General features: G+C 44.1%; 17 protein-coding genes. All 17 read right to left on the reverse strand.

All coding sequences use genetic code 11. The features are described 5' to 3' along the window. Positions 1–8: 8 nt before the first annotated feature. Positions 9–917 (reverse strand): magnesium transporter CorA family protein, encoded by a 909-nt coding sequence (locus DQM55_RS08230; RefSeq protein ID WP_002907013.1) that lies wholly within the window; start codon positions 915–917, stop codon positions 9–11. A gap of 337 nt (positions 918–1,254) precedes the next feature. Next, the gene (locus DQM55_RS08240) at positions 1,255–2,799 is read right to left on the reverse strand and encodes a peptide chain release factor 3 (protein ID WP_002897991.1); all 1,545 of its coding nucleotides are present in this window, start codon (positions 2,797–2,799) and stop codon (positions 1,255–1,257) included. Positions 2,800–3,346: 547 nt separating this feature from the next. Beyond that, positions 3,347–4,033: a YwaF family protein gene (locus DQM55_RS08250; RefSeq protein ID WP_002907017.1), complete on the reverse strand. Its 687-nt coding sequence runs from the start codon at positions 4,031–4,033 to the stop codon at positions 3,347–3,349. An 18-nt stretch (positions 4,034–4,051) separates the two neighbouring features. Then, entirely contained in the window at positions 4,052–4,738 is a 687-nt protein-coding gene (locus DQM55_RS08255; RefSeq protein ID WP_002907018.1) for a YwaF family protein, read from the reverse strand. 107 nt (positions 4,739–4,845) lie between these two features. Continuing rightward, on the reverse strand, positions 4,846–5,457 hold the full coding sequence (locus DQM55_RS08260) for an NUDIX hydrolase (protein ID WP_002907020.1): 612 nt from the start codon (positions 5,455–5,457) through the stop codon (positions 4,846–4,848). Then, a complete protein-coding gene (locus DQM55_RS08265) occupies positions 5,447–6,817 on the reverse strand; it encodes a UDP-N-acetylmuramoyl-tripeptide--D-alanyl-D-alanine ligase (RefSeq protein ID WP_111676127.1) in 1,371 nt (456 codons plus the stop codon). Before DQM55_RS08265 ends, DQM55_RS08260 begins: the two co-directional genes overlap by 11 nt. A 75-nt stretch (positions 6,818–6,892) precedes the next feature. After that, complete coding sequence (locus DQM55_RS08270) at positions 6,893–7,939, reverse strand: D-alanine--D-alanine ligase (RefSeq protein WP_172454749.1); 1,047 nt, start codon at positions 7,937–7,939, stop codon at positions 6,893–6,895. A gap of 218 nt (positions 7,940–8,157) precedes the next feature. Beyond that, entirely contained in the window at positions 8,158–8,754 is a 597-nt protein-coding gene (recR, locus tag DQM55_RS08275) for a recombination mediator RecR (RefSeq protein ID WP_002897999.1), read from the reverse strand. A gap of 103 nt (positions 8,755–8,857) precedes the next feature. Next, positions 8,858–10,924: a penicillin-binding protein PBP2B gene (gene pbp2b / locus DQM55_RS08280; RefSeq protein WP_111676131.1), complete on the reverse strand. Its 2,067-nt coding sequence runs from the start codon at positions 10,922–10,924 to the stop codon at positions 8,858–8,860. 209 nt (positions 10,925–11,133) lie between these two features. Further along, on the reverse strand, positions 11,134–11,826 hold the full coding sequence (locus tag DQM55_RS08285) for a phosphoglycerate mutase (protein ID WP_002896114.1): 693 nt from the start codon (positions 11,824–11,826) through the stop codon (positions 11,134–11,136). A gap of 149 nt (positions 11,827–11,975) precedes the next feature. After that, positions 11,976–12,719: a hypothetical protein gene (locus tag DQM55_RS08290; protein ID WP_009659913.1), complete on the reverse strand. Its 744-nt coding sequence runs from the start codon at positions 12,717–12,719 to the stop codon at positions 11,976–11,978. A 473-nt stretch (positions 12,720–13,192) separates the two neighbouring features. Further along, positions 13,193–13,636 carry a Fur family transcriptional regulator gene (locus DQM55_RS08295; RefSeq protein WP_002896119.1) on the reverse strand — a complete coding sequence of 148 codons (444 nt, stop codon included), beginning with the start codon at positions 13,634–13,636 and terminating at the stop codon, positions 13,193–13,195. 223 nt (positions 13,637–13,859) lie between these two features. After that, on the reverse strand, positions 13,860–17,681 hold the full coding sequence (locus tag DQM55_RS08300; protein WP_009659934.1) for an LPXTG-anchored SHIRT domain periscope protein: 3,822 nt from the start codon (positions 17,679–17,681) through the stop codon (positions 13,860–13,862). A gap of 332 nt (positions 17,682–18,013) precedes the next feature. Then, positions 18,014–18,289, reverse strand: a complete 276-nt coding sequence (locus DQM55_RS08305) for an HU family DNA-binding protein (RefSeq protein ID WP_002896125.1) — start codon at positions 18,287–18,289, stop codon at positions 18,014–18,016. 112 nt (positions 18,290–18,401) lie between these two features. After that, the gene (locus tag DQM55_RS08310) at positions 18,402–19,235 is read right to left on the reverse strand and encodes a DegV family protein (protein WP_111676133.1); all 834 of its coding nucleotides are present in this window, start codon (positions 19,233–19,235) and stop codon (positions 18,402–18,404) included. A gap of 283 nt (positions 19,236–19,518) precedes the next feature. After that, a complete protein-coding gene (locus tag DQM55_RS08315; RefSeq protein WP_111676135.1) occupies positions 19,519–20,247 on the reverse strand; it encodes a metallophosphoesterase in 729 nt (242 codons plus the stop codon). A 51-nt stretch (positions 20,248–20,298) separates the two neighbouring features. Beyond that, a complete protein-coding gene (gene recN, locus DQM55_RS08320; RefSeq protein WP_111676137.1) occupies positions 20,299–21,957 on the reverse strand; it encodes a DNA repair protein RecN in 1,659 nt (552 codons plus the stop codon). Positions 21,958–21,961: the final 4 nt, after the last annotated feature.

Here is a 21,961-nt window from a genome sequence, read left to right on the forward strand (position 1 = left end):
TCAAATGCTTACTTCTTATTGGCTAACCATTTAAGAAGCTTGGTTAGAAGTCCCCAGATGATCAAACTAATGACAACAATATAAATCCAGGCGTTTTTATCATTAGACAAGGGCAGAGGAACATTCATACCAAAGAAACCCGTGATAACTGCGAGTACTGCCAAAAGGACCGAAATAATGGTCAAGACCGTCAAATTGTCATTCAGATTGTTATTCAGGATATTATTGTAGGAGCCAGAGAGCTGGCTGAGAACTTGAGCAATCAGATCAGTCATCGAAACGAGCTGACGAGCCTCAATCATAGCATCCTCAAACTGCTCGGTTTCTAATTCATCAAAACGGCGGTAAATGCCATGACTTTTGATATGCTCTAGGAGCATGCGATTCTGCTTAGCTGCAGCAACTAGATAGACCATAGAAGTTTCCAAGTCAGACAGAGCAAAAAGATGCTTTTTGGTAGTTGTCTGACGCAGGAGAGCATTAATCTCATCTTTACGCTTGTCCATCCGCTCAACAACCGGATAGTAAGAATTGGAGATTAACTCTAGACTAGCAAAGAGAAACTTATAGACCGATACTGGCTCATGGCACTCAGTATAGGCTTTCATCATGTCCACAACATAGGCATTGTCTTGGTTGCTGATAGTAATGAGCCGCCCCTGCTGCACTACAAAGGTCATGGGAATCGTTTCATAATATTCCTTATCTGTCGCTAGATTAAGGACATTGTAGATAAAGACAACTGTTCCATTCTCACGATTGTAGTCCATGTGAGCCCGCTCGTTCTTATCAAGCGCATACTCGATGGTCTCTTTATCAATCTCATAATCCTGATAAATCCGGGCGTTCTTTTTGAAACTATCTGAGTCAATGTTGATCCAGACAGACTGATCTTTTAGTTTTCTTTCCAGAAACATGGAGCTCCTTTCTATGAGGTAGAATGATTCTCTAATAAACTAGCACCAAACTTCATAAACTCTTCCTGCAAGTAAATATGCAATGTCGGAGCACAAAACCAATCAAATCAACTGCCTCGTCTGACGAGATTAGTCAAGTGGCTAGCAAGGGGCCAACAGAACTCTGCATTAGTAACTTTAGTTTGTTATACAATCATAACAATCCCATTCACTACGACACGAAGAGGCGAAAACGATTATTTTTTCGCCGATGAGTTAGTAAGGCAGTTAGCTAGTCTATACAATAGCACCTAGCGTCCAACAATTAGGAACTTTAGTTCCAATTATTGGTACTGAGTTACATCTTCTCTTCCAATTTAACATCTGGATATTTGTCCGCGAACCAGCGTAAGGCAAAGTCGTTTTCAAAGAGGAAGACTGGCTGATCAAAGCGGTCTTTGGCTAGGATATTACGGCTAGAAGACATACGCTCGTCCAAATCATCTGGTGAAATCCAGCGGACTGTCTTTTTGCCCATAGGATTCATGACCACTTCAGCATTGTATTCATTTTCCATGCGGTGCTTGAAGACTTCAAACTGAAGCTGACCGACAGCGCCCAGCATGTACTCGCCCGTCTGGTAGTTGGTATAAAGCTGGATGGCTCCCTCTTGTACCAGCTGTTCAATCCCCTTATGGAAGGATTTTTGCTTCATGACATTCTTAGCCGAAACTTTCATAAAGATCTCTGGAGTAAAGGTTGGTAGAGGCTCAAATTCAAATTTATTCTTACCTACAGTCAGGGTGTCGCCGACCTGATAAGTCCCCGTATCATAAACCCCGATAATATCACCAGCTACAGCATTGGTCACATTTTCCCGACTCTCAGCCATAAACTGGGTAACATTGGACAACTTGGCGGACTTGCCAGTGCGAGGCAGGTTGACACTCATACCGCGCTCAAACTCGCCTGAAACGATACGAACAAAGGCGATGCGGTCGCGGTGGCGCGGATCCATATTGGCCTGAATCTTAAAGACAAAGCCTGAAAAGTCTGGGCTGAGTGGCTCGACTACCTCGCCATCTGTCTTCTTGTGGCCATGCGGTTCCGGAGCAAACTTGAGGAAGGTTTCCAGGAATGTCTGGACGCCAAAGTTGGTCAGGGCTGAGCCAAAGAAAACAGGTGTCAACTTGCCCTCCAAAATCGCTTCTTCTGAGAATTCATTTCCAGCTTCGCTCAAGAGCTCAATATCTTCCTTAACTTGCTCATAGAAAGGGTTAGAAGCAAACAGTTGATCGCCTTCTGCCAGAGTTGCAAAGCGCTCCTCGCCCTTATAAAGTTCCAGGCGCTCATTGTAGAGGTCATAAAGACCTTCAAAGCTCTTGCCCATGCCAATCGGCCAATTCATCGGGTAGCTGGCAATGCCCAAAATATCTTCTAGTTCTTCTAACAAATCCAAGGGCTCGCGACCATCACGATCCAGCTTATTCATAAAAGTGAAGACTGGAATACCACGATGCTTGACAACCTCAAAGAGCTTCTTGGTCTGGGCCTCAATACCCTTAGCCGAGTCAATAACCATGACCGCAGCATCCACCGCCATCAAGGTCCGATAAGTATCTTCTGAGAAGTCCTCGTGTCCAGGCGTATCTAGGATATTGACCCGCTTGCCATCGTAGTCAAACTGCATGACAGAGGAAGTCACTGAAATCCCCCGCTGCTTCTCAATATCCATCCAGTCAGACTTGGCAAAATTACCCGTCTTTTTCCCCTTGACTGTCCCAGCCTCACGAATCTCGCCTCCGAAGTAGAGCAACTGCTCCGTAATGGTCGTCTTCCCCGCGTCCGGGTGGGAGATAATGGCAAAGGTCCGGCGTTTCTTAATTTCTTCTTGTAAAGTCATTTTCTTCTCTTTCTTTTATTTAGGATAATGGTGAATCTTAGTATTTTTTATTTTACATCGGAGTATTTCAATCCTTTCAACCTACCTATTATAGCGGATTTAGCGCTTTTTTTCAATGATCTAAAGAAGATAAAAATCGCCCTTTCGAGCGATTCTATTCTCCCATGTCAACTAAATTTCCTTTAAAATCTAACAATGACACTGTTAAAGAGGAAAACTGCAAAGATGAAGATTAAAACTAGTAAATAGAGCAGGCAATTTTCTGATTTCCAGTTCTTCTTTCTCTTCAGCTGTCATGGAAAAATGGCCTTATTCCGTTTCAAGAGATAGAGGACAAAGTCTCCTTCCCTTTGTCCGTTAGCTTTAAGAAATCCCAAAATTTGAAGCATTTCATTTCACGAACAAAGCGTCTAGCTCGACCAGCTCAAAGAGTTGATAGACAAACAGTTCATTTGTTACTACAAACAAGGCAAGTCATAATTAAACTTTCTAATTTAAGAAAAATCCTGCCACATTAACTTGACAGGAATTGTAAACTTGAGATGAATTAACTGCGGACCAAACTTAACTGCTTTTTCCACCGTATCTTAAACAATATGTCAAAGAGAACCAGAGCCAGAGAAAGGATGACCGACACAAGAAGATACTTTATCCATAGGGGTGCGTTAGGGATAAAAGGCGGGCTTTTTAGCAGACCGTAATTACCTCCGGTCACTTGATTAACGCCGACTAGGAAAAGATTGAGCCCAAAGGTGTAAGCTACAATCATATATTTCTTGAGCAGGGTCTTGTCGTAGTGATTCATCAGATAAATCAAGGAATTAACCAAGAGGGCATAGTGGCCAATCAGGAAAGAAAAGCTTGTAATATGCGGGAAATCATAGGGGTCAAAGACTGGATAGCCCAAGGCAAAGACCGCTCCGCTGGCTCCTAATAAAGCAAAATACTGCTTGCTGCGCCATTTGTCTGGCAGAAAGACCACCGCAAACATAGCCAGGCGGCAATGATAAAAGGGTAAGCTGTTGGTAAAGGGAATCCGAAAACCAAAATACCAGCTATAAAGCATCAGCAGCTGGGCAATCTGAATCCACTTAAAAGCCTTGACAAAACGCGGATTATCATGGTATTTGAGCGAGCTCCAAATAGACAGCAAGACCAGAGCAATCATCACAGCATACCATAAAATCGAGATAGGCGGTGCCACCGTTTTTGTCGTAGTTAAAAAATCTTCCATAAATCCTCCATGAGATAATTAAGTTAGGGTGACTGTCTTGGTCTGCTCCACGCGCTTAAAAATATCAGAAACCAAACAGACTGCTGCACTTAAGACGATTGAGACAAGCAGATAATTGAGCAAGAGTCCGTGATTGCCAACAAGCGGCGGATCTGTGAGAAATCCATAAGAACCCTTTGTCAACATATTGATAACAAGCAAAAAAGCATTCATCAGAAAGGTCGTCCACACCACTCGCTGCCAGCTCATAGAGAAAGTATGATAATATCTGAAAAGATAAATCAAACAATTTCCCAAAAGCGCTAGATGGCCGATGATAAAGGACAAAATAGTGATATGGGGAAAAGGGTAAGGATCAAAAATCGGATAAATAAAGGCTACAATCGAGCCAAAAGTCCCCAAAAGTGCAAAATAAAATTTATACACCGAGCGATTAGGCAGAAACATCAAAGCAAACATAGCCATTCTGCAATGATAAAAAGGCAGACTCTCAGACAGCGGGGCAGCAGTCAGCATATACCAAGAGTAGAGTCCTATCAGCTGGCAAGCTTGCATCCCGACAAATAGCTGCTGGTAAGGCTTCCGATTGTAGTAGCGATAGGAAAGCCAGATAATCGCAAAGACAAGCCCCAAAAGAACAAAATACCAAAGCCCCAGTTGAGGCGGTTCGGTTTTATAGGTTGTAAACATATCTCTTATTCCCATCTCCTAGGTTTCCATTCTAATATAAGGTTTGAACAAGGTTGAGTTTGCCTGTTGTTGCAATAATTTCTAGCATTTTCAGACAAAAAGCATTCCAGAAACTTACTTAACTAATCCAAATATTGTCCTCTATCTCCTTGATAAATCTCCCAAAGGATTTCCAACTGTTCTTTTGTCGTCCGCTTAGAAGATAATTCTGGTAAAGATTGGATATCAAAGAAAGCTAACTCTTCTATTTCTGTATTAGGCTGAAAATCTCCATCCTCTATCTGACACTCGAAGACCAGTTTAGCATATTGCTTACTCTGAAATTGAAATTTATTAGTATCAAAAATTGCAAGCAGACGCGAAACTGAAACATTAAATCCCGTTTCTTCTTGGACTTCCTTGACGATATTTTCCTTAGGAGATAGGCCGACTTCACAAAAGCCGCCTGGTAAAGCCCAAGTTTTCTCATTTTTACCCTTGACTAAACAGACTTTTCCGTCTCGAACCAGTACAGCTCGGACATCAATCAAGGGAGTGGCATAAAAATCCGTTGGGCGCAACAGCTCTGCCAATTCTTTCTCATCCAAATCTGACCAATCAGCCAGGAGGTGTCCCAAAAGCTGACGGAGTTCTAAGTAACGCTCTCGATCAAATTCATCACGACTAAATGCTAGACCTGTCTCTGTAATAGAAAGGAGACGTTGAATGGTTTTTGCAATTTCTTTAGTTTCCATCTTCCAAGTCCTCTACCAGCTTAGCCAGATTCATAGAATTGCTGCCTTTGAGAAGAATTTGGTCGGCAGGAGTCAGCTTCTCTCTGACAGCTTGTTTCAGCTGTTCAAACTGGTCTTTCTCGTCATTTTTGATAAAGTAATGCACCTTTCCTGGCGGGTAAATCTCCTTGGCATAGTCATAGAGGGCTTCCATATCCTGCCCATAGAGGAAAAGGTCGGTCACAATTTCTGGATTGAGGCTGGTAATCATAGAGCCATGCATGGACTTAGAGTCCGCTCCCAGCTCTTTCATATCCGCCAGCACCGCTAATTTTCGTCCGCCTGGATTAGCAGGAATGGTCGAGAAGGTCTCAAGAATCAAGCGCATGGCTGTTGGATTGGCATTATAGACATCCGATAGGATATCCGCGCCATTACCAGCTTTCTTCCACTCCGTTCGATTGCGGGTCAGCTCCAGCTCAGAAAAGGCTTGAGCAATAGCCGCCTCAGATACACCCTCCTGCAAAGCCGCATAGGATGCAATCATGGCATTGGTCGCATTGTACTTACCGGTCACAGGCAGGTCAATCCTCTGCTCCAAAAAGTTGCATTCAAAGCTCAAGCTGTCCTTGCGCTCTTCCAGACGCGTCAGGAAGATATCCGCATCAGGACCAAAGCGAACCAGTTTGCAGTCTGCTGGCAGAAATTCATTGACAATCTTATCTGCCGGAACAATCAAGAGACCATCTTTTCTCAAACCGTCCGCAATCTGCATCTTGCCTTGGGCAATTTCAGCTCGGCTGCCGAAAAATTCCAGATGGGCTTCTCCAACCAGAGTTACAATGCCTGTCTTAGGTTTGGCAAGTTCAGACAGGAGATGGATATCGCCCAAGTGATCCTGCCCCATTTCTAAGACAAGTTTCTCGGTATCCTCAGGCATATGAAGAACCGTATAAGGCAGGCCGATTTCGTTATTGTAATTGCCCTGGGTCTTATAGGTCTTGTAAGTGGTTGTTAGTAGCTGTGCCAGCATATCCTTGGTTGTCGTTTTACCGTTGGAACCTGTCACCGCCAGCACATCCACCTGCATCTTTTCCAGATAATACTGGGCCAAGCGCTGAAAGGCCGTCAGGACATCATCGACCAAGATATAAGCCCCCTCTGCCACTGGACGCTCAGATAGGGTGGCAGCAGCTCCCTGGGCAAAGGCTGTTGGGATAAATTCGTGGCCATCACGCGCCCCCTTGAGTGGTACAAAAAGGTCACCCGACTCAATCAAACGGCTGTCAAACTCAGCATTTCTAAGCGCAACATTTTCAAACTGAGTCACATCATTTTTCGCAGATAGGACTTCTGCTATTTCATATAAATCTAATTTCATACTTCTTCCTCGTTTTTCGGTTTGCTCACAAAAAGAAAGGACCGAAAATTTTCAGCCCCTCTATTATATCATATTTTAGAGAAGATGCGCCTCTCTCTTAGCAAATGCCTCTTCAGCTAGGCCAACTAGTTTCTCAATCAAGTCAGGATAGGCCAGCCCCATATTTTCCCAGAGTAGTGGATACATAGACCACTGGGTAAAACCTGGCATGGTATTGAGCTCATTAAGGAAGACCTGACCATCTTCTGCATAGAAGAAATCACAGCGGGACAGCCCCAGACCGCCCAGAGCTCGGAAAGCGGCCTCTGCATTTTGACGCATCAAACTCACCACTTCTTCTGGAATCTTGGCCGGAATATCCATAGTAATTTTATTATCAATGTATTTGGCTTCGTAGTCATAAAAGGCTACGTCCTTGACGACTTCTCCGGGCAGGGTACTCTTGACATCCACATTGCCTAGAAGCCCAACCTCAATCTCGCGAGCCGTTACTCCCTGCTCAACCAGTACCCGGCTGTCATATTTGAAAGCCAGGTCCAGAGAAGCACGCAATTCTGCTTGGTTCTCCGATTTAGAAATGCCTACACTGGAGCCCATATTGGAAGGTTTGGTGAAGACTGGATAGGTCAATTTCTCCTCGATTTCCTGGATTTTTTGCTCTAGATCCTCTCCATCGACCAGCGCCACATAAGGCACTTGGGCAATACCTGCCGATTCCAGCACTCGCTTGGTCGTAATTTTATCCATGGCCAAGCCAGAAGATAAAATATTACAGCCGACATAAGGCATTTTGAGCACTTCTAGGAAGCCTTGAATAGAGCCATCTTCGCCCATGGGACCATGCAGGACTGGAAAGACCACTGCTTCTTCTTCGTAAATGTCACTGGGCTTAATCTTCCGAGACATGTCCACTGTGGCATTAGTCATCAACTTCTCATCAGCCGCTGGCGTTGCTTCAAATTCCTGAGTTTGAATAAAATCTCCATCCTTGGTGATGAAGTAAGTCTTCACCGAGAATCTATCATAATTGACAGCCCGCATGACGCTCTCAGCTGATAAAACCGAAACTTCCCGCTCTGCACTGCGTCCGCCATACAATAAAATCAATCTTTGTTTTGCCATGATTTTTCCTATCATTTTCTAAAAATAGTACAATTTACAAAAGCTGCCAGCCCGAGAAGAATCAAGTTCAAAAGCTTGGTTTTGCATCTACCTAGCTAGTCGATTCTTCTAAGCAGGAGCTTCTGTATCAGTCCGTTTTAGTATATCACAATTCCCAGTATTTTTGAACAGAAAAAAGGACTCTTCCAGCCAGCTAGAGCCAGAAAAATCCTTGATGTTTATAATTCCGTCCGATTTTCGATAGCGCGAATCAGCGTAACCTCGTCCGCATATTCAATGTCGGAGCCAACCGCCAAACCACGTGCTAGGCGAGTCACCTTAATCCCAGCAGGTTTCAAGACCCGTGAGATATACATGGAAGTCGCTTCGCCATCCGCAGTCGCATTGGTCGCGACGATAACTTCCGTCACCTCACTATCCATCAGACGAGTGATCAGACTTTTGAGATTGATATCGTCCGGTCCAACGCCATTCATAGGCGAAATCAAGCCATGCAGGACATGATAAAGTCCATGGTATTCTTGGATATTTTCCATGGCTGACACATCTCGGCTGTCCTCAACGATCAAAATAGTTGATTGATCACGTGACTGGTCTTGACAGATGGCACAAGGGTCTTCATCCGTCAGGTTGCCGCAGACAGAGCAGTAGCTCAGCTCACGCTTAGCAGCCAGAAGATTCTTGGCAAATTCATTGACATCATCATCACTCATGCCAATGGTGTAAAAAGCCAGACGAGTGGCTGTTTTAATGCCAATGCCGGGCAGCTTGGAGAAACTGTCAATCAGCTTGGCAATAGGGGTTGGGTAAAGCATAAAATCCTTTCTCTATTCTCAAAAAATCTCCTCAAACCAGATTGCTCTACTTGAGCACTGACAGCTTTAGCTTTCTATGTTTGCTGATGATTTTCATTGAGCACTAATTCATAGGGTGTTGTTGATTGTATAGATTGATAATATCACGAGTGATACTGTGGCTGACAGTAGAAGATAGGTCCGTATTGTGAGGGAACACCACCGCCACCGCAATCTGCGGCTTCTCACTCGGTGCATAGGACACGACATTGGTATTGATGGCTTCTTTCTTGCCCTTGTCCACGAAGGTCTCGGCCGTACCAGTCTTGGCACTGATTGGCACGCTCTCTCCCTGGGAAATGGTCCGGCCAGTCGTAAAGCCGCTGCTGCCATGAACCACTTGATAGAAGCCTTGCTTGATAATGCTCATATCCTCGTCAGAGATATTAACCTGGTTCAGCTCCTTGGTGTCAATTTTCTGCACCAAATCACCGAGTCCTCCTTGGTCACTGTTGCCGTAAATGCCTTCAACAATATGCGGAGCTATACGCTTGCCGTTATTAGCTACTGTTGAGGCATACTGAGCCAGCTGAAGCGTCGTATAGTTGTCAAACTGGCCGAAAGAATTGGTCAGATAGTTGGCAAAGGTAAACTTGTCTGGAAGATAGCCTGTGGACTCATTTGGCAGGTCAATCCCTGTCGAAGTGCCCAGACCATATTCTGCAAAAGTCGACCGCAGCTTTTTCATGGACGGATCTAGCTCATCAAAATCCAGTTTCATATCCGCTGAGTAAGGCGTTCCCATCATCTTCAGCGCCACCTGCACCATATAGGTATTGGAAGAGTATTCCAAAGCCTCTTGTGCTGTGATAGCACGTGAACCATACTGGGTGAACCAAGAAGTGATACTGTCCGTACCCCCAAAGCTAATCGGCTGGTCTGTCAGGACTTGGTTGCCGCTAATGGCGTTATTCTCCCAGCCCGAGGTCAATGTTGCAGCCTTGACCACAGATCCCGGAACAAAGACATTAGTCATGGTCCCCAGAGCATCGACTGAGCTTTCTCCCGTTTCCAGATCGTGCTGGATGCCTGCCATAGCCAAGACAGCGCCGGTATTTGGATCCATAGCTACAGCATAGACACCCTCAGAATAAGTCGCATTGCCACTAGCCAACTCTGCATTAAAGGCGTTTTTGAGAATGTCCTCCACTCCCTGCTGGAAGCTCAAATCCACCGTCAGCTTGAGATTGTCGCCCTTGCTGCCGTCAGAGATATTTTCCACACTCTCCATATTACCATTTTTGTCCAGATGAATCTCTTTCTCAGCTCGCTTGCCTTGCAGGACTGACTCATACTGCTTTTCCAGATAGGAGGTCCCCACCCGGTCATTGAGGGAGTAGCCTTTTTTCAGGTAATCATCCACTTCCTCAGCCGGAAGTCCAGTCTTTTCTGTCGAGATATTACCCACGATAGAAGCCAGTGAGGTATCCAAGACCTTGCGATCCCAGCCCGTTGAGACACTGATACCTGGCAGCTCCTTGCTGCTGGAAGCCAATACAGCCACCTGCTCTGTTGTCAGTGCATCTGTCTGGATGGTCCCCGTTGCAAAGTTGGAAATTGCATTCATCTGACTAAAGAGAACGATGGCCTTCTTTTCCTCATCCGTATAGCCCAGCTGCTTAGGGTCAATGCTCTCAGCTGCCGCCTTATAGATTTTGGATTCAGGCAGGCGGTTGCCATCTGTATCAAATTTCTTGTCCTTGGGCAGCTTTTCTACTACTTCCTGATAGACTGCGCTGTCCGCCAAATAATAATCCACCTCTTGGCGGTCTGTCACCTCTGTATCGCTGACACTGACATAGGTCAGGAGCTTTTGAGCTGTGGCCCGAATCTCCCCAGCTGTCAGCCGGTTATCCCGTGTATAGGTCACCACCTGCTTGGTCGTATTTTCCACCAAGGGCTTGCCAGTAGCATCATAAATCTGCCCACGCACTGAGCTAGTGGTAATCTTGGTCTTGCTGGCCTTGGCCAACTTATCCGTGTAAAAGTCCTGATTGACCACCTGCATATAGCCTAGACGGGCAATCAAGGCTAAAAACAAAAGCATCACGATTCCAAACAGCAGATAAAGCCTTCTGGTGATGGAATGACTGTCAAATTTTCTCTTCTTCCTTGCCATTTTCTCTCTCATTCTAGTAAAAGTTCTGACCTTTATTTTACCATAAATCCAGCTCGATGAATGTTTCAAAACTGATAGAAAATCTGAAAATATGGACGAGTTAAAAGAAAGTCTGTCAGACCACTGAACCGACAAGACTTGCTAGCCAAGCTTACAGAAAGTCTTGTTCTTCCTCTCTGGAAAAGCAAAGAACCTGAGAATAATCTCAGATTCCTTTAAGCTTATTTTCCAAGGTAGTATTCTTTTACTACGTTCAATTTTTCGTCAAATTCGAATACCAATGGTGGGAAGTTTGGAATTTCCACATCCATGATTTCATCGTCAGACAATTGTTTGATGTGCTTCACAAGGGCACGGATAGAGTTACCGTGTGCACCTACAAAGACATTTTTGCCATCTTTCAAAGCTGGAGCAATCTTGTCTTCCCAGAATGGAAGGGCACGCTCAAGCGTAACTTTCAAGTTTTCAGCATCTGGAATTACTGAGTCGTCAAGTGAAGCATAACGACGGTCAGTGTGTGCTGAGTATTCATCATCACGTGGCATTGCTGGAGGCAATACATCGTATGAACGACGCCAGATATGCACTTGCTCATCACCAAATTGCTCAGCTGCTTCTGCCTTGTTTTTACCAGTCAGACCGCCATAGTGACGCTCGTTCAAACGCCATGATTTTTCAACTGGTACCCAAAGCTGATCAGCCGCTTCCAAAGCAAGGTTAGTTGTCTTAATCGCACGCTTCAAAACTGAAGTGTAAGCTTGGTCAAACTCGATACCAGCTTCCTTAATCAGTTTACCAGCGTCGATTGCTTGCTGTGTACCTTTTTCAGACAAGTCAACATCAGCCCAACCAGTGAAAAGGTTAGCTTTGTTCCATTCAGACTCACCGTGGCGAGCAAAAACTAATTTTACCATTAGATGGATTCTCCTTTTATTTTCCGAGGCAGTCCCCGTTTATCTATTCTATTTTACAAAATTTTCGCCTAAAAAGCTAGCCTATTTCGTCAAATCAGACGTTTTTCAGCAAGAAAGCGCTTTTGTATTTCCTAGCAGAAACCTTTGCCTTAGCACCCGCCAGACAGATAAGCCTCATTAGCTTCCTTAAGCCACCAAGTCCGTCTCCTGTCTATCAGTTGATGAATGGCCAACAAGCCTGCTACTATCCAGTTACAAAGCATATTGACAAAGACAAAGAGCTCTACTCCCTTAGTCTGCTGGGCGGGAGTTAGCTGAATTTGCTTGACAATCAACGATTCTCCTTCCATTTCGTAAAACTTAGGCATATAAGCACTTAATAAGATGATAACAAAGATAAAGAGAGTAAGCTGAACTGGCCAAGAATAAAGAATTTTATGAAAATGCTCAATCCTCAAAGAGAAGGTAAAAAATCGCTTAACACGCTCTCTTGCTACAAAAAGGATAAATAAGGGAATGTAGCCAAAAAGTGTCACACTAAATAAGGTGGGATTATGAGAACTAGAAGGAATAAATCTACTAAATCCATAGTCGCCTGTCCATAGAAACCAGCCACCTATAACCTGTGGCAACCAATAAGATAGAATGATAATAAGCAGTGTTGAAGTAATCCCAATTTTGACACTCCATACTCGCTTCACTTTTTGATAAATCAGATAAAGACGTGAGCGATCCACACTGTTTTGAGGAAGATTTTTCTTTATTAGCTTGCTGCAAGAGGGACAAATGGGATAGCCAGCCTCATCCTCAAAGAGAAGATGTCGGCATTCAAAAAAAGGAGATTCTTCGCCGTCTGGCAATTCATCCAACCATTTCTTTCTCCACCAGAACATAAGACCTCCTAAAAATCTAACCTACCCACAAAGTAATACTCCTTAAAGATTTCAATACTACAGACTTATGACAAATTTATCTATATTGTAAATCCTTCAGAACTCTTTGAATCTCTTTGTACAAGGCTTTATTCTGCTTTCATTATATCAAAAGAGAATTGGCCTGTAAAATAATAGCATAAGTATATAAGGGGTTGTGCTCCAAATATCTGATCTTGCTAAGTGCTATACTTGACTAGATACCAATGTCTCTAAGCTCAGATGATATCCTTGTCCTGCGAACATGACTTGCTAAAACACATAGAAAAAGGCTAAGAGACATAAGTTCTAGCCTTGCTTTTTATTAGAAATAGAATCTTAGCGCAGTAGCCGATGGCTCAAAGCACTGCTTTGAAGTTGCAGATTGAATTTGCGAAGCGAGTCACAACTTTGTTCGTCTTTAGACTCCAAAAAGCTGCTAATCATCCTCACAGTCACACCGCCTCTTGCTGGCATTGGGGGCATAGTCCATAGACAGTCGTTTGGCTTTGGGTGATGTGGTAGCCAGTCTGCACTTCAGCCTCATGCTTCACATCTGGAAGTTCCAGCTCCATATCAGCGATACGGCCGCATTTTTCACAGATGACATTGAGATGCTGATGGCCCATAAAGTCAAAGTAGGTCGTCGTATCATTGCGAACCTTGAGCTCAGCGACAAAACCCTCATCAATCAGAACCTTGAGATTATTATAGACTGTTGCCAGACTCATATTAGGAAAATTCGGCTTCAAGTCCTGATATATCATTTCAGCGCTAGGATGGTCATGACTTTGGATAATATAGTCAATCACCGCCTTCCGCGTTTCTGTAATGCGCACGCCCTTAGCGCGCAAATGGCCAATTACTTGGTCAAAGTCATGCTGATGTTCTTGTTTCATTATTTACTCCGTTATAGCCTCTCATCTAAGTCATTACCATTATACCATGACTAGGCTTACTTGGCTATTAAGAATGATTGTAAATAAGACCTAAAATTTTTTAATTCTATCAGTGCCTTGATTTTCCTGCCAAAAATAAAAAGCCTGCTATTTCCAACAAAAGTTGAGATAACAGACTTTTCATATATTCTAGATTTTCAAAGCTTTTTACTAACGCTTGGTCTTAGTCACACTGACGTTTGGTCAAGCCAACTGCTCCTCCAAGAGTCAAGAATCCAAGAATCAGCATCCAGATAGATGTATCTTGGCCGGTCTTAGGCAGAATTCGTTTCTTGCCAATCTCTTTAACTTGAGCATCTACAAGCAAGCGGTTGGTTACATTCATGCCTTCAGCTTGATTGCTGTAGCCTTCCACTTCGTCCTCGCGGACACTATAGATGATTTCTTTTCCATCCTTGAAGCGTGGCAGATTTTCAAAGCTGTATTTCCAGCCCATCGCCTCATCAACAGTTACGCTGATGCCTGTATCCTGTCCATCTGCGAGTAAGTGAACAAGGACACTCTTTGGTCGGCGACCTGCAGCGTTATCATTGTCAATCCAGATCACACTGCCAGTAAGCGTAGTTGAGTCAGATGCGAAAGTCCAAGTACCGACAAAGTGAACATCTGCACCATTAATAGTTGCTTCGTTCTTGTCATATGACTGGAAGCTCCAGCTGCCATCGGCTGTCTTCACTTCCGTCTTGACTGGCTGTGTTGGAGTAGCTTTAGTACCATCTGACAAGTTTGCTTGGTCGCTTGGAAGTATATCTTTCACTGCTTGCGGCAATTCTTTACCTGCTGTTCCACTAACGAACTCGTGAGTAGCCTTATAAGTTGGCGCTGGAGTAAAGTCCCATGTTCCAACAAAGCGAGCGTCCGCTCCATTGATAGTCTCTTCTGCCTTATCGTAAGACTTAAAGGTCCATGTACCTTCGGTTGTTTTCACTTCTGTCTTTGATGGCTGGGTTGGAGTGGCCTTAGTGCCGTCTGCCAAATCAGATTTATCGCTTGGAAGCAAAGCTTTCACTTCTTGTGGCAATTCTTTACCTGCTGTACCGCTGACAAATTCATGTGTAGCCTTGTAGGTTGGTGCCGGACTAGGCTTCGCCACAAACGTCCAAGTTCCAACAAATTTAGCATCTGCACCATTAATAGTTGCTTCGTTCTTGTCATATGACTGGAAGCTCCAAGTGCCATCAGATGTTTCAACTTCTGTCTTGACTGGTTGTGTCGGAGTGGTCTTAGTGCCGTCGGCCAAATCAGACTTGTCGGCCGGAAGTAAATCTTTCACTGCTTGTGGCAATTCCTTACCTGCTGTTCCACTGACAAATTCATGTGTAGACTTGTAAGTTGGTACTGGACTAGGCTTCGCCGCAAACGTCCAAGTGCCAACAAATTTAGCGTCTGCACCATTAATGGTTGCTTCGTTCTTGTCATATGATTGGAAGCTCCAGCTGCCATCAGATGTTTCAACTTCTATCTTCACTGGCTGTGTTGGAGTGGTCTTAGTGCCATCTGCTAAATCAGGCTTGTCGGATGGAAGCAAGGATTTCACTTCTTGTGGCAATTCCTTACCTGCTGTGCCACTAACGAACTCGTGAGTTGCCTTATAGGTTGGAGCTGGAGTAAAGTCCCATGTACCAACAAAATGCGCATCTGCTCCATTAATGGTCTCTTCGTTCTTATCGTATGACTTAAAGGTCCAAGTGCCATCAGCGGCCTTCACTTCTGTCTTCACTGGCTGCGTTGAAGTAGCTCTCGTACCGTCGGCCAAATCAGGCTTGTCTGCTGGAAGCAAATCCTTCACTGCTTGTGGTAAGTCTTTACCAGCTGTACCACTAACAAACTCGTGGGTAGCCTTATAGGTTGGCGCTGGAGTAAAGTCCCAAGTGCCGACAAAGTGAGCGTCCGCTCCATTGATAGTTTCTTCAGCCTTATCGTAAGACTTGAAGATCCAAGTGCCATCAGCGGTCTTCACTTCCGTCTTGACTGGTTGTGTTGGAGTAGCCTTGGTGCCATCTGCCAAATCAGATTTATCGCTTGGAAGCAAATCTTTCACTGCTTGTGGCAATTCCTTACCTGCTGTACCACTGACGAACTCATGGGTCACCTTATAAGTTGGCGCTGGTGTAAAGTCCCAAGTGCCGACAAAGTGAGCGTCCGCTCCATTGATAGTTTCTTCTGCCTTGTCGTAAGACTTGAAGGTCCAAGTACCATCAGCGGTCTTCACTTCTGTCTTCATCGGCTGGGTTGGAGTGGCCTTAGTGCCATCTGCTAAATCAGGCTTTTCGGATGGAAGCAAGGATTTCACTTCTTGTGGCAATTCCTTACCTGCTGTACCACTAACGAACTCGTGTGTCGTCTTATAAGTTGGATTTGGGGTGAATTCCCAGGTACCAACAAAGTGCGCATCTGCTCCGTTAATCGTCTCTTCTGCCTTGTCGTAAGACTTAAAGGTCCAAGTGCCATCGGCGGTCTGCACTTCCGTCTTAGCCGGTTGTGTCGGCGTGGCCTTAGTGCCATTCTCCAGATTCTTTTCTGTTTCTGGTGTTAGGTCTTTGATTTCCTGCGGGAGTTCCTTACCAGCAGTGCCACTGACAAATTCATGTTTCTTTTCATAGAGCAAGTCAGTAGTAACTTGATTAGATGGTGCTGAAAGATTATCTACTTTTAAAGTCACGGTATTTGCAATCGTTGCAGCACCCTTTTCTGCTACCTTTTGATTGGTTGCAGTCTTGTAGGTAATGACAATATCCTGAGAAGAATTTGCTTTAACATACTCCGGTGTCATCTTGACCATAACGGTCTGACCTTTCTTTTCAATCGTGTAATCACGACCTTCCTGCAAGGCATTACCGCCAGCCTCAACCTTGAGCTCCTTGTAATCCAGACGCTCGTCAAAGGTTTCAGTCATCTCAATAGTAGTCGGGGTAGCCAAAATATCCTTACCAGGAACTGGAATCTTGAAGGTTCCCTTATAAGTCACCTCTTGACCTTCCTTAGCTGGAATCTTAACTGGATCCACTTCTAAGACTGGCTTGGGATCAACTTTTTCAATATAAAGACCAAAGACTGCCGAGCAAGCTTCTGTTGATAAATAACCGAAATTCAACGTGTTATCTGCAGAACGAACGGCCAAACCAGAGATGTTGTTTTCATTAGCAGCACCGCTAGTTGAAGTCGTTGCTTCCCAAATTGTCCGACCGCTCTGATCTGTTTGATTCAAAGCATTGGCATTGTTCATCAAACGCTTATCAACAGCATTTTTATAATCATTAATATAGAAAGACTCTTTTAGACCAAAGCCGTCAACTACATCAATGTCAGTCGGTTTCATAACCAACTTCAAATCTGTATCCGAACCATCCGCATAGCGTAGCTCTGCTGTAACATCAGCCTCCACCCAGAAAGCTTTGTTCATAATGTTATTATGGGCCGCATCCACATATGGGATATTCCCAATCTCAAAAGCGCTTCTCTCCCACAACTCTGAAATAGAGAAAAATTCAACTGCATTTTTTTGAGCATCATTCATCTGAGCTTCTGCTGTAGATGAGTTCAGATAGTGGAGTGTTACCTTATTAAAAGTCAGATAGGCATCTACTTGTTTTCCATAAGCCGTTCCAACATTAGAGAACTTAAGAGAAAGCGGCTTATTAAAGACCTGATCTGCTTTTTGAGACTTGTCTACTTTGATGGTAAAATTTTCCATTTCTCCAGGATAAACTGCTCCCAGATACTCATAATTTGGATTAGTCAGATGAACCTGTTCAATCGCCTCTGACTTAGAAAGAACACTGACATTGTTAACATTCAAGTCAAACTTATGAATATTCAACTTGGACAAATCCGTTCCATCCTTCAGCTCCTCCAAGGCAGACAATGTCTGCATGGGGAGCAAAAAGATTGAAAAAAGAACGACAAACAATCCCATCAGCAGGCGAAATTTGCTGCCATAAGGATTAACAGGACGCAATGAGCCCTGAAGTGGTTTCCATTTCATTTCTTACCTCCTAAACTTTTTCAATGATCTCGCAATCATTACACAAAAAGAAATGCTCCCTTCATTTTATCATAAACACCTATGATTTAAAAGCACTTTTGCTAAAATTTTAAACTTTTTATTTTAAGTCTTTAAAAATGTTTGTCCTTTATCATTCTCTTTTGATTAGAGGCAATTTCCTTCACTTCTTTGCAAAATAAAAACTCCAAGGAAGTACATAAATGAACTTTCTCGAAGAGCCAACTTTCTTTGCTAAGCTCAAGAACTGAAAGCAAAAAGAAAAACCTGACATACTCGCCAGAGGCAAGTGTATCAGGCTTTATTAACCAAAATTATTTTACAGCGTCTTTAAGAGCTTTACCTGCTTTGAAAGCTGGTACTTTAGAAGCTGCGATTTTGATTTCTTTACCAGTTTGTGGGTTGCGGCCTTTACGTGCTGCACGCTCACGAACTTCAAAATTACCAAAACCGATAAGTTGAACTTTTTCACCTTTTGAAAGGTACTCAGTTACAGCTGCGAATACAGCATCAACTGCTGCTGCTGAATCTTTTTTAGTCAATTCTGTAGCTTCTGCTACTTTTGCGATCAAATCTTGTTTGTTAGCCATTTAACAAATCCTCCAAATTTTTTCTGGGTTGATAACCCTAACAAATATTATCATATCTAAAAATAGCTTTCAGGTCAAGTACTAAGCCGCTATTTTCTAAATTATTATGGTTTTATTCGTAACGAATCAGCACAGCCCAAGCATTTTCCCCTGTATGTGTCTGAATAATAGACCCCGTTTCCAGCACTGAAATAGGTTTCTTGACATATGGCTGTAAACTTTCCTTCATTTCTAGTGCCAATTCTGGACTTCCAGCATAGGAAATTCCAATCTCAGCCACTTGCTTATTTTGCAGACTTGCTGTCAAATCATCCAACCATTTTTTAAAGGTCTTAGCTCCCCTCCCCTTGACAATGGGCTCTAGCTGATGGTCCTTCATTTGCATGATAACCCGGATATTAAGCAAGGAGCTAATCAGACCGGAAACTCGGCCAATACGGCCTCCTTTAACCAGATTTTCTAAGGTAGAGAGACCGATATAGAGTTCTGTATTTTCCTTTACTTCTTCAATTTTAGCTATAATCTCCTCTAGGTCAGCCCCTTCTTTGGCCAGTTTAGCTGCTTCAGTGACTTGGAACTTCATAGCCTGATCAGTAAAAGAGCTGTCAACAACCGTCACATCCGCATTAGCCAAAGTCGCTCCCTGACGGGCTGCTTCGACAGTCCCTGACAAGGCGTGAGACATGTGAATGGAGATAATCTGTGCTCCATCCTCTGCCAAGCGCTCAAAAACATCAGCAAAAACTCCAACAGGCGGCTGGCTGGTTTTAGGCAGATTGCGACTAGACTTCATAAGACGAAGGAACTCACCTTCCTCTAAGTCTGCATCCGAATAGACCACTCCGTCCACCATAACAGAGAGAGGCACAATTGTAATGTCTAATTCCTTAGCAACCTCTGGTTCAATGGTTACAGATGAGTCTGTTACGATTTTTATTTTTGTCATAGATTTCCTACTCTGTATCTAAATTTTAACTTGTTATTACACTACATTATACCAAATTTTTATGGTTTTGTGGGGGAATATTCGCTAAAATCACAGCTCAGGCCAAGCGTTTCCTAAATTTAATCTGCTTGTTTTAGTTTTTTAATCTTTTTGCGCTTCTTTAAAATTAGATGAAAAAGTGTTTACATGCCGCTTTTTTTAGCTTTATTGGGGAAAATTTTAGGAAAATGCTGATCTTAAAAGAGAGTCTCAGCAAAAAAAGATTGGGAAAATCCAATCTTTTTCAGTCTTCGGCTACCAAACCATCATTTTTTATGGCATACCGCTCTATGATGCCATTATGACCAAAGAGAACTCCGTGGAGGACTCCTCCATAGACAGCTCCGCCATCCATACCAATCTTGCCATCCTCAGTCATCCATAGCTGATCAGTTCCCAGTGCCTTATGCAAGAGGTAAAATGTCGGTGTATGGCCAAAGACAATCGTTTTGCCAGTCTGATTGCTGCCTTCGTGAAAAGGAGCACGAATCCAAACCTTTTGATAATCACTGGTTTCTCGCCAGTCTTTCAGCTCCAAATCTAGACCAGCATGAACAAAAATGTACTGTTCCGTCTCCAATAGGAAAGGCATCTGGCGAATAAAATCTACTAAATTGGCCGCCTCCGTCTTGACACGTTCCGCGTCTGCTACTCCATCTACAGGAGCATTGAGAGGTCGACCTAAAAGCGAATTAATCGTCGTATCTCCGCCATTACGCCGGTAGTGGTCATAAGACTTTTCAGGATTGTCCAGCCAGGTCAGAAACATATACTCATGATTGCCAGACAGACAAACAGCTCCTTTCTGATCCACTAGGTCCTTGACCCGCTCCAAAACTGCTCGGCTGTCCTCACCACGATCTATCAAGTCGCCTAGAAAGACTAGTTGGCTACGACCGTCCCAGTGCTGGAGCAGATCATCTAGCATACTAGCCTTACCATGGACATCACCAATTGCAAAATATTCTGTCATATGCGCCCCTCCTAAAGGAGACCGAAACACTAGTGTCTCAGCCTCGCTTGTTTATTTTTTTAATAATTCTCTAGCCTGAGTCAAGGCAGCCTCTGTCACATCTTCGCCAGCCAGCATCTTAGCGACTTCCTGAACGCGCTCGTCAGCTGTTAGCAGGCGAACCGTTGAGACGGTCGAATTCTCATCCGAAATCTTCTCAATAAAGAACTGATAATCGGCAATCGCAATGACCTGCGGCAGATGGGAAATAGCCAAGACTTGGCCATTGGAGCCAATCTTGTGAATCTTCTGAGCAATAGCCTGAGCCACTCGGCCAGAAACACCCGTATCCACTTCATCAAAGACAATGCTGGTCTTGCCTTCCTTACGAGAAAAAGCAGACTTGATTGCCAACATGAGACGGGAGAGCTCGCCGCCAGACGCAACCTTCACTAAAGGTTTGAAATCCTCGCCTGGATTTGCCGAGATGTAAAACTCTACTTGTTCATTGCCTTCACGGTTGAACTTGCCCTTACTGAACTGCACTTTAAAGCGCGCCTTTTCCATGTAGAGGTCCTGCAGCTCTTGCTTGATTTCTGCTTCCAGCTGGGCTGCTAGTCCGTGACGAGCCTGACTCAGCTCCTGGGCCAGCTCTACCAGCTCTCTCTCCAAGGCCTTCAGCTCTCGGTCCATATCCTCTGAGGACAAGTTACTTCCAGTTAAAAGGCTGTATTCTTTGGAAATCTGAGCAAAGTAATCCAGCACATCATCTACTTGGCCGCCGTATTTACGTGTGATGCTGTTAATCAAGTCTAAGCGACTCTCCACCTGCAGCAGCCGATCTCCGTCAAAATCCAGTCCATCTAAAATGTCCTCTAAGCGCTTGCTGACATCTTCCAAGACATAATAAGTCTCTGACAAGTTGCCTGAAAGCTCCTTGTAGGCTGGATCGTAATCCTCGATAGACTCAAGGTCATTCATAGCTGAGCGGACATTGGTCAGACTGGAAAAATCTTCATTATCCAGCATGGTATAGGCATTCGTCAGCGTATCAGCAATGAACTTGTGGTTGAGCAAACGATCTCGTTCCTGATGCAGGGCAGTATCTTCACCGCTTTTGAGGGCTGCGCTCTCAATCTCCGCCATCTGAAACTCCAGCATCTCAATTCTGGACTTATGCTCCTGCTGATTTTTCTGCAAAGTCAGGACTTGCTTGCGCAGGCTTCGATAGCGGTCAAAGGTCTCCTGATAGCGGCCTTTGAGATGCAAAAAGTCTGCTGTTCCAAACTCGTCTAACATGGCAATATGAAGCTGGGGTCTCATCAGCTCTTCCTGATCGTGCTGACCATGGATATCCACCAAATGCTGGCCGACAGCCTTTAGAACAGACAGATTCACCATCTGGCCATTGATACGGCTGACACTACGGCCGTTTTGCAGAATTTCCCGACGGATAATCAGCTCATCGGTCAGCTCCCAGCCCTGCTCCTCAAAAATCTCTCGCAAAGCTCTGCTATTCTCCAGCGAAAAAAGTCCCTCTATCTCAGCTTTGGGCGCCCCATGACGAATAACATCCGTCGTAGCACGGCTGCCCAGCATCATGTTCATCGCATCAATAATAATAGACTTGCCGGCTCCGGTTTCCCCGGTCAACACCGTCATACCTTGCTCAAAATTAAGGGAAATCTCCTCAATAATGGCAAAATTTTTAATCGAAATTTCTAATAACATAGGC

The organism is Streptococcus sanguinis, assembly GCF_900475275.1.
Taxonomy (GTDB): domain Bacteria; phylum Bacillota; class Bacilli; order Lactobacillales; family Streptococcaceae; genus Streptococcus; species Streptococcus sanguinis_N.